Origin of the sequence: Cohnella pontilimi, assembly GCF_005049045.1 — a bacterium.
GTDB lineage: Bacteria > Bacillota > Bacilli > Paenibacillales > Paenibacillaceae > Cohnella > Cohnella pontilimi.
In genome coordinates this window covers 157,627-173,186 of sequence record NZ_SUPK01000001.1, presented here as the reverse complement: position 1 = coordinate 173,186, position 15,560 = coordinate 157,627, and the positions used below count along the sequence as shown (strand labels likewise).

Here is a 15,560-nt window from a genome sequence, read left to right as displayed (position 1 = left end):
CTACAATATACCATAATTGGAGTACTGTAGACCGATTTATAATATAGTTAATTTGATAAATCCAACGATATTGAGGAGGACTCATATGGCCAACTTGTTTAGCGGCGTTTTCGGCAATTATTCGGAAGTTTCTGTACAAGAATTGACCAATCATTACGGGATATATTTGATGCCGCAAGAGAAGATTCGAATGGGATTCAAGTTGATCCGGGATACGTTCATCATAACGGACGAGCGGATGATCTTCATCGATCACCAAGGCGTAACCGGCAAAAAAACAAGGGTCGCTTCCATCCACTTGGATTCGATCTATGACGTGACGATGGAAACCGCAGGGACGGGCTTTGACGACAGCGAATTGACCATTCACTACATTACATCACCATATTACAAATCGACGAATTTGCAGGTCGCTTCCTATAAATTCGAGTTCGGCAAAAAATTTCATTTGCAGCCACTCTATGTTGCATTGGTCTCTCTGGCTCATGAAAACCATAAACGTTTGAACTATTGAAACTTGATAATTGGGAACATATGTTCTACAATTTGGTTAGCATTTTGGTATCGGGATGATTAACCTTTGAATCTTAAAAAGCTCGCTGACGATTTGGGCGGTATAGTCTCCGACGGTCACTTTATTTGAAAAAATTTACATTGGTGAGGTGTAAAATGGAAATTGTGATATTGCGTGACGTAATCGATGATGACCTGGCGATTTTTTTTGAACATCAGATGGACACGACCGCCAATTTCATGGCGGCCTTTACTACTAAGGACCCGTCAGATCATGACGCTTTTAAGGTACATTGGGAGAAGATTTTAAACAATGAGACAATTATTAAAAAGACGGTAATTTATTGTGGAAAAGTGGCAGGACATGTTTCGAGCTTTGAACAGTTCGGTGAACGGGAAGTCAGCTACTGGATCGGACGTGAATATTGGGGGAAGGGCGTAGCAACTGAGGCGCTCTCTCAATTTCTGGATTGCATAACCATCCGCCCCCTTTATGCACGTGCGGCGAAGGATAACATTGCTTCCATTCGCGTATTAGAAAAGTGTGGCTTTAAGATAGAAGGGGAAGACAAGGGATACTCCAATTCACGAGCTGAGGAAGTTGAAGAATACATCTTGAAGCTATCATTATAAAAGAAAAATGGCGGCCAATTCGGTCGCCATTTTTGTGTAAATCTGAAGCATATCTTGTCTATCTTTAGAGAAGATTCAACAAGCGTGTTTCTTCTTCCGTAAATACCCTGGAGCGAGTCAGAAACCGTCGTCCCTCTGGGTTTTCCAGCGAAAACATGCCGCCTCTGCCCGGTACTACGTCGATGATCAGCTGGGTGTACTTCCAGTATTCGTACTGGGCTTTGCTCATGTAGAAGGATGCGCCGCCGATTTCCCCAAGAAGCACGTCGCTGTCCCCGATCATAAATTCTCCTGCGGGATAGCACATCGGAGAGCTGCCGTCGCAGCAGCCGCCCGATTGGTGAAACATGACCGGCCCGTGCTTGGATTGCAGCAACGCGATCAGCTCCAATGCCGCGTCGGTGGCGATTACTTTGCAGATTTCCTCCGTCATCGCATCGACCGGTCTCTTAGAAAAATCCGAGGGCGTCGGGACTGTAACTGACGAGCAAGTTTTTCGTCTGTTGGTAGTGTGAGAGCATCATGCGATGGTTTTCGCGTCCGATTCCGGACGTCTTGTACCCGCCGAAAGCTGCATGCGCGGGATAAGCATGATAACAGTTGGTCCATACACGGCCTGCCTCAATACTGCGGCCCATGCGGTAAGCCTTGTTGATATCGCGGGTCCACACGCCTGCCCCCAAACCATATAACGTATCGTTGGCAATGGCCAGGGCATCGTCCTGATCCTTGAACGTCGTGACGGAAACAACAGGTCCGAAAATTTCCTCTTGGAAAATACGCATTTTATTATGGCCCTTAAGCACGGTGGGTTGAATATAATACCCGTCCGCAATATCTCCTTCCATCGCGGCCCGGCCTCCGCCGGTCAAACACTGTGCCCCCTCCTGCTTGCCGATGCTGATATAGCTCATGATCTTCTCCACTTGTTCCGTAGAGGCTTGCGCGCCAACCATCGTTTCGGTGTCTAACGGATTGCCCTGTTTAATCGCCGCCACTCGCTTCAAAGCGCGGTTCATGAATTCATCGTAAATGGAATCCTGAATGAGCGCGCGGGACGGACATGTACATACCTCTCCTTGGTTCAAGGCGAACATGACGAATCCTTCGATCGCTTTGTTCAGGAAAGCATCGTCTTTCACCATGACGTCATCAAAGAAAATGTTCGGAGACTTCCCGCCTAATTCCAGCGTAACCGGGATAATATTCTGGGACGCATATTGCATGATGAGCCGACCGGTCGTCGTTTCCCCTGTAAAAGCGATTTTGGCGATCCGGCTGTTCGAGGCGAGCGGTTTGCCGGCTTCCAGTCCGAACCCATTGACGATATTCAGAACACCCGGAGGAAGCAAATCCTGAATGAGCTCCGCCAAAACGAGAATGGAAGCAGGCGTCTGCTCCGCGGGCTTAAGGACGACGCAGTTCCCGGTGGCTAAAGCGGGCGCGAGCTTCCATGTTGCCATGAGCAGCGGGAAGTTCCAAGGAATGATCTGGCCCACTACCCCGAGCGGCTCGTGAAAGTGATAGGCAACCGTATCGTTGTCCAGTTGACTGATAGAACCTTCCTGCGCCCGAATGCAGCCGGCGAAATAGCGAAAATGATCGATGGCGAGCGGAAGGTCGGCAGCGAGCGTTTCTCTCACAGGCTTGCCGTTGTCCCAAGTGTCCGCAACGGCCAGCATTTCCAAATTCGCTTCCATGCGGTCAGCGATCTTGTTCAGGATGACGGCGCGTTCCGCAACGGAGGTGCGTCCCCAGGCCGCTTTCGCCTCGTGTGCCGCATCGAGCGCCAATTCTATGTCTTCCGAGGTGGAGCGAGGAATCTCGCAAAAAATGCGGTTGTTGACCGGCGAAGGGTTTTCAAAATATTGCCCTTTCACCGGAGGCACCCAGCGGCCGCCGATAAAATTTTCGTAACGCTTTTTGAACGTGACCTTCGAGCCGGGCTGTCCCGGTTGTGCGTAGATCATATGTAACAACTCCTTTACGGTGGTAGTTTCGATATTTTATATGTGAATTCCATCGCAATATGCCTCCTCTGTCAGAGAGTAAAGCATTAAATGGTAGACGCAGCAAAACAAAAAGGCGCCTATTTAGGCACCTTTAGCGAGGCTCAATCCATGATAATCTCATCCAGCTCCGTGCGGTTTTTGTTCGCAGCCGATCTGACCTCCCGGTCCAGCTTGCTTCCGCCTTGTATTTGGTCGGCAGCCTCGGCTTGATTGTTCAGCTGCTCTTCCGTCTGTCCGATGCCGTGCGCTTCCTGATGGTTTCTGCTGCTTGTCATGTGCCTGTTCCTCCGCAAGTCGTGATACGCCCGTGGGCTGTCCCTTACTATGCGCAGGAACGGGTACGATATTCATCGTTAAAGCAGCATTACCAAGCCGCGACGACGCCGTCGGCGCGCGGTTCCGTGCCTCCGGCCAGCACGCCGTTCTCGCCGCGCAGGATGATTTGCCCCCGTCCGAACGAACCGTGGTCGAGCGCCCATTGGACCTCATGACCCATTCGCGCCAGCGATTTCGCCACCGGCTCGGGAAAAGCATGCTCCAGCATCACCTTGCGGCCGCTGATCCACTGCCAGCGAGGAGCATCGAGCGCCGCCTGCGGAGACAAGCCAAAGTCAATCATGCTGGACACGACCTGCACATGGCCTTGCGGCTGCATATATCCGCCCATCACGCCGAACGGACCGACAGGTTCCCCATCCTTGGTGATGAAGCCGGGAATGATCGTATGGTACGTTTTTTTGCCGGGTTCCAGGCTGTTGGCTTTTCCCGGATCCAGAGAGAAATCCGCCCCCCGGTTTTGAAGTGCGATGCCGGTGCCGGGGATGACGATTCCCGATCCGAATCCGGCGTAGTTGCTCTGGATGAAAGAGACCATACCGCCTTGTCCGTCCGCCGTCGCCAAATAAATCGTTCCGCTGCGCGGCGGGTGACCCGGAGCCGGCACGACCGCCTCCCGGCCGATCAGCCGTCTCCGATCTTCCGCGTACGCGTCGGAAAGCAGATCCTCCACCCGCACGTTCATGCGGGAAGGATCCGTGATGTAGGCCAGTCCGTCCGAAAACGCCAGCTTGGTCGCCTCGATCAGCCGGTGCACGGTAGATACCGAATCCCTCTCGCCCAATTCGAAGCCTTTCAAAATGTTGAGCGCCATCAAGGCGACAAGTCCCTGCCCGTTCGGCGGAATCTCCCAAACGTCATATCCCCGGTAATTGACGCCAATCGGATCCACCCACTCCGGCTTGTACGCCGCCAAATCTTCCTTACGGATCAAGCCGCCGGTTTTGCGGGACGCTTCGTCGATACGGTCCGCCAACTCGCCTTCATAGAAAGCACGCGCCAGTGATTCGGCGATTGCGGTCAGCGTGCGCGCATGATCCGGCGAACGCCAAACTTCACCGGGTCGCGGCGCACGGCCTTCCGGCGCGAACACGCGGAACCATTCGCTGAATTCATCTCCCTGCAGCACTTCCGAATACCGCCTGAAAGTGCGAGCCCAGCCGTCAGCCAAATCGGGTGCAACCGGATAACCGTTCTCCGCATAGCGGATCGCCGGTTCGAACAAGTCAGCGAAAGGCAGCTTACCGAAACGCCGCGACAATTCCGCCCAAGCAGCCGGTGCTCCCGGCACGGTCACGGGAAGCCAGCCCAGAGCGGGCATGGTCTCGTGTCCGCGCCCCTTGACGGCTTCGATCGACAATCCGGCCGGCGCCGGTCCGCTCGCGTTCAAACCGTGCAGCTTCCCCTCCACCCAAACCAGCGCGAATGCGTCGCCGCCGATCCCATTCGAGGTGGGCTCCAATACGGTCTTGCAAGCCGCAGTGGCGATGGCGGCATCCACGGCGTTTCCGCCTTTTTTCAAAATGTCGAGACCGGCTTGCGCCGCAAGCGACTGAGACGTACACACCATCCCGCCGGATCCGTATACGGTCATTCTGCGGGATGGGTACGGGGTGTGAATCGCGTCGAAATTCATCTTGTAACCTCCACTTTGCTATTCAGCAGCGCGAACGCTTCTCTACAGAATACAACAGGCAGGAACGCATGTCCTGCCTGTTGCCCTTACATTTATTTACCGGTCCAGCCACGTGCGCATCATCGACAGCAGCTGCGCGCTGTTTACCGGTTTGGTGATGTAATCGGACGCGCCGGCTTCCAGGCACAATTCGCGGTCTCCCTTCATCGCCTTCGCCGTCAGCGCGATAATCGGCAGATCCTTGAATTTCGGCTTGTTGCGGATGGCCCGGGTCGTCTCATACCCGTCCATTCCCGGCATCATGATGTCCATCAACACAATGTCGATATCCGGCATTTGCTCCAGCAACGAGATGGCGTCATGGCCGTTCTCGGCCGGTATCACCTTCATGTGATGGCGTTCCAAAATGGTCGTCAAAGCGAAAATATTCCGGATGTCGTCGTCTACCACAAGCACCCGCTTGTACTCGATCATCTCGTCGGAATTGTGAAGCTTCACCAGCGCTTCTCTCGAACGTGCGGGCAAGTCCTCCGATTTCCGGTGAAGGAACAAAGTGGTTTCGTCCATGACCTGAACAGGCGATTTTACCTCTTTGATCACGGCCGTCTTGGTCAGCTCTTCCCACTCGGCTTCTTCTTCCGGACGAACCTTTTGGCTGCGGTGAACCACGATCGGCAAATGCTTGTTTTTGATATTCTTCACAATATCCCGGACGAAACGGTTGATGTTCATATCCGTCAAATCGTTATCGGCCACAACACAGTCAAAATGCTTCGCGTTCAGTTGATTCAACGCCTTGCGTCCGGTATCGACCGCCACGATTTTGACATCTTCATTCGCAAGCAGCTCGACGAATTCATTGCGCTTACGTTCGTCCTTCACCGCGATCAGAAGATGACGAACGTCCTTCTCCGCATATGCCAACAGGTTCTCCAACGCATTCTCAAGGTCTTCGTTCGACACCGGCTTACGGACAAAATCATAGACGCCTTTTTGCAGGAGGTTCACTTCGTCTTCATCCACGGTCAGCACGCACACCGGGATATGGCGGACACCGATGTCGTTTTTAAGGTGCTCAAGCACGAGCCATCCGTCTGTATCGCGAAGATGCAAATCGAGCGTGATAGCATCCGGGCGGTATTTTTGAGCCAGCTCCAAAGCCTGCAAGCCCCTGGATGTGATCACGGCCTTGCAGCCCTTCTTGTGAACGACCTCCAGCAAGATTTCGTTAAATTTTTGATCGTCTTCGACAATCAACAGGACGCGATCCCCCGACTCAATTGTGTCCCGGTCGTCCCTCAATTCTTCAATGGTGGCGGCCACCAAGCTGCGCGTGCGTTTCGGCGGCGTCACGTCGATGACTTCCGGCTCGTGCTTCAATTTGGGGGCAGGTTCATAAGATTCCACTTCAGTAGGCAAATACAGATTAAACACGCTGCCGCTGCCCAATACGCTGTAAAGCGAAATCTCGCCTCCCAGCATCTCCGCAATTTCGCGGGATATCGCCAGACCCAGCCCGGTTCCGCCGTATTCGCGGTTTGTGCTGCCGTCCGCCTGCTGGAACGCCTCGAAAATGATCTGCTGCTTGTCCTGCGGAATCCCGATCCCGGTATCGCTCACCGAGAAACAGAGAACCGTTTTGGCGCGATTCAGCGTGTCGTTATCCCGGCTCCACCCCTCGTAGGCTCTGCGGACCAGGAGCATGATTTCTCCCTTTTCCGTGAATTTAAAGGCGTTGGAGAGCAAGTTTTTCAAAATTTGCTGAAGCCGTTTGAAGTCGGTCACGATCGTACGCGGCACATCCGGTTCCAGCTTGATCTTGTACTCAAGAATCGAGTCGTCCGCCATATGCCGGAAGCTGCGATCCAAGCCGTCCGCAAGCTCGGCAAGCGGCACTTCGCTGTAATCCGGCGTGATCGTTCCGGATTCGATTTTGGATAAGTCCAAAATATCATTAATGAGGTTAAGGAGTTCGATGCCTGAATCCTGAATCGTCTGGGCGAATTTCACTTGATTGTCCGATAAGTTGCCCTCCGGATTCTCGGCAAGTTGTTCCGCCAGCAACAGCAGCGAATTGAGCGGAGTGCGTAACTCATGCGACATGTTGGCCAGGAATTCGGATTTGTAACGGGAAGTAAGCGCCAACTGTTCGGCTTTCTCTTCCAGGAACCGTTTGGCGATTTCGACCTCGTTGTTCTTGCTTTCCACTTCCGCTTTCTGAATGACGAGCAGCTTCGCTTTTTCCTCCAGCTCGTCGTTCGTATTCCGGAGCTCCATTTGCTGCTTCTGGAGCTCTTCCGTGAGCGATTGCGACTGGATGAGCAGTTCTTCCGTACGCTGGTTCGCCTGCATCGTGTTGATGACGATTCCGATCGATTCCGTCAATTGGTCGAGGAAGGCGACATCGATTTCGGTGAACGGACGGAAGGATGCCAGCTCGAGTATGGCCAGTACTTGTTCTTCAAAGATGATGGGCAGCAGCACGATGTTGAGCGGTGCCGCTTCACCCAGTGCGGAGGAGATCTGAACGTAATCTCCCGGCACGTTCGTGAGCAGAATCCGCTGCTTCTCGATGAGGCACTGACCGACAAGACCTTCGCCGGACCGGAATTTGTTGGCCAAGTGCTTGCGGTTTTGATACGCGTAGCTCGCGAACAGCTTCAGTACCGCTGCTCCGTCCTCCGGCTCGTTGATATAGAATACGCCATGCTGCATATGCACAAGAGGTGCCAGCTCCGACAAAATCATGCGGCTGACCGCAGAAAGATCTCTCTGGCCTTGCAGCAGACGGGAGAACTTGGCCAAGTTTGTCTTGAGCCAGTCCTGCTCGGTATTGATGCGGGTCGTCTCCTTCAGATTGCGAATCATCTCGTTGATGTTGTCTTTCAGCGCGGCGACTTCGCCTGACGCGGAAACGTCAATCGTTCTGGACAAATCACCCTTCGTCACCGCAGTCGCAACGTTCGTGATCGCGCGCACCTGCGTCGTAAGCGTACTTGCCATATAGTTAACGTTGTCGGTCAAATCCCGCCATGTGCCGGCTGCTCCCGGCACGTTCGCCTGTCCACCCAACTTACCCTCGGCGCCGACCTCGCGCGCCACGGTCGTGACCTGATCGGCGAAGGTGGCCAGCGTCTCGATCATATTGTTGATCGTATCCGCGAGCTCGGCGATTTCTCCCTTGGCTTCCACCGTCAGCATTTGCTTCAAATTACCGTTAGCGACCGCGGTCACGACTTTGGCGATTCCGCGCACTTGGTCGGTCAGGTTCGTCGCCATGATGTTTACGTTGTCGGTTAGGTCTTTCCAAATCCCGCCTACGCCGCGAACCTGAGCTTGTCCGCCGAGCTTGCCTTCCGTGCCGACCTCCCGCGCCACCCGGGTAACCTCGGACGCGAACGAATTCAGCTGGTCCACCATCGTGTTGATCGTGTTCTTCAGCTCCAACAGCTCGCCTTTCACGTCGACCGTGATTTTCTTGGAGAGGTCGCCGTTCGCGACTGCCGTCGTGACGACGGCAATGTTGCGCACTTGCACGGTCAGGTTGGACGCCATGTAGTTAACCGTATCGGTCAAATCTTTCCATGTGCCGGAAACGTCCTTCACCACGGCCTGCGCGCCCAGCTTTCCTTCCGTGCCGACCTCGCGGGCCACCCGCGTAACTTCCGATGCGAAGTTGGAGAGCTGATCCACCATGGTGTTCATCGTGTTTTTGAGCTCGAGAATTTCGCCCTTGACATCTACCGTGATTTTTTTGGACAGATCTCCCTTCGCGACCGCGGTCGTTACTTCGGCGATGTTCCGTACCTGATCGGTCAGGTTGCGCGCCATGTTGTTTACGCTCTCGGTCAAATCCTTCCAGGTTCCGCCGACGTCTTTAACCTGAGCCTGACCGCCGAGCTTGCCCTCGGTACCAACCTCGCGCGCCACACGGGTAACCTCGGACGCGAACGTCGACAACTGGTCCACCATCGTGTTGATCGTGATTTTGAGCTCAAGGATTTCCCCCTGTACATCCGCGGTGATTTTCTTGGAAAGGTCGCCGTTTGCGACCGCCGTCGTGACGACGGCGATGTTGCGCACCTGGTCCGTCAGGTTGGACGCCATGTAGTTAACGCTTTCCGTCAGATCACGCCAAGTGCCCGCCACACCTTTAACCTGCGCTTGGCCGCCGAGTATCCCCTCGGTGCCGACCTCGCGCGCCACCCGCGTAACTTCGGACGCGAACGTCGAGAGCTGATCCACCATCGTATTGATCGTATTTTTGAGTTCGAGAATTTCGCCTTTCGCGTTAACGGTAATCTGCTTCGACAAATCGCCTTTCGCGACCGCGGTCGTCACTTCCGCGATGTTGCGCACCTGGTCGGTCAACGTGCCGGCCATGAAGTTCACGCTGTCGGTCAAGTCTTTCCAGGTACCCGATACGCCCTTAACATCCGCCTGGCCGCCCAAAATCCCTTCCGTAGACACTTCCCGGGCAACCCTCGTCACTTCGTTCGAGAAGTTTTTGAGCTGGTCTACCATCGTGTTGATCGTGCTCTTCAGCTGCAGAATTTCGCCCTTGGCGTCGACCGTGATTTTCTTCGACAGGTCGCCTTTGGCGACCGCCGTTGTCACTTCGGCGATGTTACGCACCTGGTTCGTCAAGTTCGACGCCATGTAGTTGACGCTTTCGGTCAAATCGCGCCAGGTGCCGGACACGCCTTTAACGTCCGCCTGGCCGCCCAGCATGCCTTCCGTGCCGACCTCGCGCGCCACCCGCGTAACCTCGGAAGCGAACGTTGACAGTTGGTCCACCATCGTATTGATCGTATTTTTCATCTCGAGAATTTCGCCCTGTACATCGGCGGTGATCTTTTTGGAGAGATCGCCGTTTGCGACAGCCGTCGTAACGACGGCGATGTTACGCACTTGGTTCGTCAAGTTAGACGCCATGTAGTTAACACTTTCCGTCAGATCGCGCCACGTGCCGGATACGCCTTTAACGTCCGCCTGGCCGCCGAGCTTGCCTTCGGTGCCCACCTCTCGCGCCACACGCGTCACCTCGGACGCAAAAGTGGAGAGCTGCTCCACCATCGTATTGATCGTGTTTTTCAGCTCGAGAATTTCGCCTTTCGCGTTAACGGTGATCTGCTTCGACAGGTCGCCCTTGGCCACTGCGGTCGTGACGGCTGCAATGTTCCGGACTTGATCCGTCAAGTTGCTCGCCATGTAGTTTACGCTGTCCGTCAAATCTTTCCACGTTCCGGAGACGCCTTTGACGTCGGCTTGTCCGCCGAGAATGCCTTCCGTTCCGACTTCTCGCGCCACCCGCGTAACCTCGGACGCGAACGTGCTCAGCTGATTCACCATCTGATTGATGTTGCTTGCCGTGATTTGGAATTCGCCGGTCAGCGGACGGCCTTCGATCTCGAGTTCGACCTTCTGGGACAAATCCCCTTTGGCGACCGCATTGATAACCCGTACCATTTCACTTGTCGGCTGGATCAAATCAGTGACAAGCCCGTTCAACGAGTCGGTCATGGTTTCCCATGAGCCGCTGAGATTTTTCTGCGTGAATCTGCGCGAAAGGTTCCCTTCCTTGCCGACGATCCGGGATACGCTCTCTACCTCGTGAACCATGCCTTCTTGTATGTCCATGATTTCGTTAAAGGTATCGGCGACCTTGCCCGCCACCCCGGTGTAATGATAGGGCAGACGATATGAGAAGTTCCCTTTTTTCATCGCCATTAAAGCGTTCAATAGTTCCCCCACGTCTAATTGGTCGTTTTCGGGAACTGGGTTATTTTTTGGGTTCGCCATATTCTCAACCTCTCACCGTTATATTTTCGTAGATTGATTTTCATAGACAATCAAGAAAAATGCGGCTCGCCGGCCGGTGGTGCGTTGGAATACTTGTGGTACGGCTTGGCTTCGATCGTGAAGACGAACGTCGCGCCCGGTTCGTCCGTCGCAATATATTCAATGCTGCCGCCCATCAGCTCCACCAGCGATTTGGAGATCGACAGCCCGAGTCCCGTTCCTTCGAATTTCCGGTTGGTGGAGGCGTCCACTTGCGAAAAGGGCTGAAACAATAAGTGGGCCTTGTCGCGCGGAATTCCGATCCCGGAATCCCGAATCGTAAATTCGATCGTAATCGAGTCGTCTCGTTCTCCCGCTTTCTTGACGTCAATATAAACGCCCCCGGATTTCGTGAACTTCACCGCATTGCCGATCAAATTCATCAATACTTGCCGGAGGCGATTCATATCTCCCCGAATGACCGAAGGCAGCGACGGTTCCAGCGTGGCTATCATTTCCAGACGCTTTTCCCGGGTTTGGGCGGTAAACAATTCGATCGTTTCTTCCACGCATAGTGCCAGATCGAACGGCTCGTTCTCCAGCTTCAAATGGCCCGATTCGATGTTAGAATAATCCAGTATATGGTTAACCAAAGAGAGGAGCGCATTGCCGCTCGTATGAATGATTTCCGCCAAATCGGCATACTCTTTCGGCAGCTCTGACGCTATTAGCAATTCGGACATGCCGATAATGCCATTGAGCGGAGTCCGGATTTCATGGCTCATCATGGCGAGAAACTCTGACTTTACCCCGGAGGCGATTTCCGCCATTTCTTTGGCCTGGATTAATTCGTGATTCGTTTTCTCCAGCTGCTTCGTCTGCTTGCGCAGCAATTCGCTTTGGACCTGCAGCGCCTTGTTCGCTTCGTACATACTGACATAGCCCTCAATTTTCGCTTTCAAAATTTGAGGGCTGAACGGTTTGGTCATATAATCGAAAGCGCCGATCGAGTAGCTTTTGAAATCATGTTCCACTTGATGATAGGCAGCCGACAAAAAAATAATCGGCACATATTTGGTCTTCTCGCGCATGCGGATCATGTTCGCCGTTTCAAATCCGTCCATATCCGGCATTTGCACATCCATGACGATAACGGCAAAATCATATTCCAATAAGTACCGCAGCGCCTCGATACCCGAATAAGCCCTGAAGATGCGATAAGGCTCTCCGAAGAGAATCGCCTCGATCGCAACCAAGTTTTCGGGATGATCATCTACTAGTAGTATGTTGATTGGATATTCCACTGCGGCCCTCCTTATGCGGGCTCTGTTTATGAATGTAGGACATGAGTGTTTATACCCAAAAAAAAATGCACTGAAACAGAGAAGTCGAGAAAAACTCGAAATCAATATAAAAAATAAGCCTTGTTGTGACCTTTCGGTGCAACAAGGCTTAAATGATTCATTCGGTCACGGTAATTTCGCCGGTCATCGTCGGATGAGTCGAACAATAATACGTATAGGTGCCGGGCTTGTCGAACACATAACTGAACTCGGCGTTTGTCAGCATGTTTTTACTGTCAAACGGAAGTTCCAGCCCGGTAACGGTATGAATCTGCTTATCTTTGTTGACCCATTTCACCTTCTGCCCGATTTTGATTGTCAGCTTGGAGGGCTGAAACGATGTGCTCGTGATGTCGACTAGCGGATCGCCGCCGCCACCTCTGGCGGCCGTTCCGGTCCCGCCGTCCGACGTGCCGCCGGTATGTCCGCCATGATTCGCATGATCGTCACTCGCAGCAGTTGCAGGTACTTTCACCTCCGCTGTAATCAAGATTTGTTTGGTCTTCGAATCATAGGAGACCTTAGCCCCGAGCAGTTGATTCACAACCGGGAGCGGAATCATGACGGATCCGCTTTTGTTGAGGGGTGCTGCGGCGATCGGCTTCACTCGGCCATCCATTTTGGCTTGTTTCTGATTCATCCACAATTGAACGATCTTATTGGCCGCAAGATAAGTAACAGATTGATCGGATGGCGACCATTTCAAGCTCGCGCCGAATGTGTCTGCTACTACTTTCAACGGGACATACGCCGTTCCGTTCAGTACAACCGGAGCGATCGGCAGGTTCACGGTTTTACCCGCCGCATCGGCTGTTTTTTGTCCGATTTTCATTTTGACGGATTTCACCGCGAGCGTTCCCGCATCTTTCTTCACTTCCATCATCGTATGCAGCCCGCCCGGGTAAATCCCGTTGTTCGTATTGTCCACAACATTATGACTATGAAGCGGGAACATGCCGTCCTGATCGAACGTGACAAGCAGATCGTATCGTTCGCCCGGACCGATCAATACCGTATCTTTGGTACTGGGTGCAGGCAGCGGTCTGCCGTCGGACGCGACAATCTGAAAGTGGTAGCCGTGCATATGGAAGCTGTGCGGCTGATACCCGGAATTGATGAATCGAATCAGCACCGTCTCCCCGACCTTGCCTTCGATCATCGTCGTCGGGTCATTTTCGGTGTCCGGATATGCTTTGCCGTTGATCGTCCAGTAGGTCGGATGAAAGGCCGTGCGGTCGTAGGGACGTCCTTCTTCTACGGCTTTATGCCACACCGGATCGATTTCATTCACATTAAAAATGTACTCCTTATCGTATGAAGGGCCGCCGGTCCAAACTTGATTCGCCCCGTTCTTGGCTTTCACGATCAAGGCACCTTGCATGCCCATCTGCAGATGCTCGATCGTATCGACGTGACAATGATAAAAATAAGTGCCTGCATGTTGGGCAGTAAAATTATATGTGAAGCTCTCTCCGACCTGAATCGCCGGTGAGGTGTGCGGTACTCCATCGTTCGCCTGATCGGTATCCAGACCGTGCCAGTGGATCGTGTGAGCCAACCGTTTGATGTCCTTTTTGAAGGGTCCGATATTCGTCAGCGTTACTTCCACTTGGTCCCCTTCATTCACTTCGAGCGTAGGACCGGGATAACCGGCGGTGCCTTGCTGGTTTTGCAGGCTGTAACCCCATACATACACTTTGTTCCCGTCCGGCAAAGTTAAATAGCCGTCTGTGGCATATAAATGAAATTTCTTCACCGTTCCGCTGTCGGTGCCCGCATAACCGACAGCTCCGTTCAAGAGCAAAGTGAATAGCGCGATCGAAGAAAAAAATAAAAAACAACGCAAAAGAGCGGTCTGCCGTCTCATATCTGTTTTCCTCTCGTGTATAAAATGAAAAGAAAAGAAAGGGAGCGCTGTCGGCTCCCCCTCTACGGTTAACGTAACAATATCCCAGCTTGCTTATTAATGGTTCATGTGTACGCTTACGGCTGTGCCGGCCGTGACAGTGAGCGTTTTTGTGGCTTGATTCCAGGAGTAGGAACCGCCAAGCACGCGAACGATCTCTTCTGCAGAGGCAAAAGCGATGCCTTTAACCGTGTAACCGGGTGTAACAAGTTGTTTTCCGTTCACGGCAAAAGCTTTCGACTTCTTGGTCACTTTGCCGCCCACCGCTTTGGCGAACGAATCCAGCGACACAAACAGAGTGCCGTTTTTCCATTCCGCTTTGGCGGAGTCGCCGATCGCCTTGCCGTTCACGATCAATTTCACCGCGTTTTTAGGCACGACTACGACAGTGCCGGTCATTTTGGAACCGGAGTGCAGATAACACTCATATGCGTAGGTGCCCGTCTTCGTAAATTTCAATGGGTACGTCTGCCCTGACATGAGGATGCCGGAATTCGTAAAGCCGCTGCCGTTAAACGTTCCGCTTCCGGAAGGCGCTAAAAACGCGGGGTTAAAGCCACCCTGCTCGGTAAAGAAATTCATATCTTTCGGCTTATTAAAGGTGACGAAATGAGGCTCATAAGGGCTAAGATTCGTCCATGCGACGGAATCCCCTTCGCTTACGACAACAAGTTCCGGAATCATACGGTTATGCGACATCGTACCATGGGCGGTACCCATGTCGACTTGGTAAGTAAGGGTGCCGTTTGCATTCGTTTTATACATAGGAGCATTACTGTGGTTCATTGTATCCAGCTGCAGCAGAAGTTCTTGTTCTTGCGCTCTCGCTGCCGCGACTTGCTCCGTTTTGCTCGGGATCGGCAGTCCTTTGGCCAATACCACGACCGTACCGGTCATCATCGGATGCAGCACGCAGTAGTAGTTGAAAACACCGCTTGAGGTGAATGTGATGTCGTAAGATAGGTTCGGGGGCAAAATTCCAGAGCTGAGAAGCGTTTTGCCGTCGTAACTCACCCCGCTGGCAGCAGTAGGAGCCTCGGACTTCGGATCGTTCGGATTCAACGGCTGTTGTCCGGCCAGGAAAGTGACCGTGTGTGGTGTAAGTTTCGCTCCATTGGTGAAGGTGACTTTGTCGCCTTCATGGATGAAAAGCACTTTCGGGAACATGGAATCCAAAGATGTAGAATCAGTTTCCTTGCCTACTGAGATGTTCCAAGACTGCGAATCGGAGGAATCGGCGGCAAACGCGGATCCGGCCAGTGACGTAACGATAAGCATGATGAGAACAAATAGGCCCTGCTTCTTTGACATGTAGACACTCCTTTGAGGTTTGCATTCGTGCCTATATCCAATATTTAGGCACATAGCCAATATTATCATGCAAATATACAGACGAAAAG

10 protein-coding genes are annotated in these 15,560 nt (G+C 53.0%); 2 read left to right on the top strand and 8 right to left on the bottom strand.

Annotation, left to right across the window (positions count from 1 at the left end; all coding sequences use genetic code 11):
* The first annotated feature begins 85 nt into the window (after positions 1–85).
* Both E5161_RS00935 and E5161_RS00930 read left to right on the top strand, forming a co-directional pair.
* On the top strand, positions 86–514 hold the full coding sequence (locus E5161_RS00935; RefSeq protein ID WP_136775714.1) for a PH domain-containing protein: 429 nt from the start codon (positions 86–88) through the stop codon (positions 512–514).
* Between the two features lie 155 nt (positions 515–669).
* A complete protein-coding gene (locus E5161_RS00930) occupies positions 670–1,146 on the top strand; it encodes a GNAT family N-acetyltransferase (RefSeq protein WP_136775713.1) in 477 nt (158 codons plus the stop codon).
* A gap of 64 nt (positions 1,147–1,210) precedes the next feature.
* On the opposite strand, the gene E5161_RS00925 is transcribed toward E5161_RS00930, so the two are convergent.
* The 8 genes from E5161_RS00925 to E5161_RS00895 all read right to left on the bottom strand — a co-directional run bounded on the left by E5161_RS00925 (position 1,211) and on the right by E5161_RS00895 (position 15,471).
* Complete coding sequence (locus tag E5161_RS00925) at positions 1,211–1,579, bottom strand: DUF779 domain-containing protein (protein WP_136775712.1); 369 nt, start codon at positions 1,577–1,579, stop codon at positions 1,211–1,213.
* 16 nt (positions 1,580–1,595) lie between these two features.
* Positions 1,596–3,116, bottom strand: coding sequence for an aldehyde dehydrogenase (gene adh, locus E5161_RS00920; RefSeq protein ID WP_136775711.1), 1,521 nt, complete (start codon positions 3,114–3,116; stop codon positions 1,596–1,598).
* Between the two features lie 143 nt (positions 3,117–3,259).
* Positions 3,260–3,433, bottom strand: coding sequence for a hypothetical protein (locus E5161_RS20635; RefSeq protein WP_169306537.1), 174 nt, complete (start codon positions 3,431–3,433; stop codon positions 3,260–3,262).
* An 89-nt stretch (positions 3,434–3,522) separates the two neighbouring features.
* Positions 3,523–5,130, bottom strand: a complete 1,608-nt coding sequence (locus tag E5161_RS00915) for a gamma-glutamyltransferase family protein (protein WP_136775710.1) — start codon at positions 5,128–5,130, stop codon at positions 3,523–3,525.
* Between the two features lie 96 nt (positions 5,131–5,226).
* On the bottom strand, positions 5,227–10,932 hold the full coding sequence (locus tag E5161_RS00910) for a HAMP domain-containing protein (RefSeq protein ID WP_136775709.1): 5,706 nt from the start codon (positions 10,930–10,932) through the stop codon (positions 5,227–5,229).
* A gap of 50 nt (positions 10,933–10,982) precedes the next feature.
* Positions 10,983–12,215, bottom strand: a complete 1,233-nt coding sequence (locus E5161_RS00905; protein WP_136775708.1) for an ATP-binding response regulator — start codon at positions 12,213–12,215, stop codon at positions 10,983–10,985.
* 157 nt (positions 12,216–12,372) lie between these two features.
* Positions 12,373–14,121: a stalk domain-containing protein gene (locus E5161_RS00900; protein ID WP_136775707.1), complete on the bottom strand. Its 1,749-nt coding sequence runs from the start codon at positions 14,119–14,121 to the stop codon at positions 12,373–12,375.
* Between the two features lie 96 nt (positions 14,122–14,217).
* On the bottom strand, positions 14,218–15,471 hold the full coding sequence (locus E5161_RS00895) for a plastocyanin/azurin family copper-binding protein (protein ID WP_169306536.1): 1,254 nt from the start codon (positions 15,469–15,471) through the stop codon (positions 14,218–14,220).
* Positions 15,472–15,560: the final 89 nt, after the last annotated feature.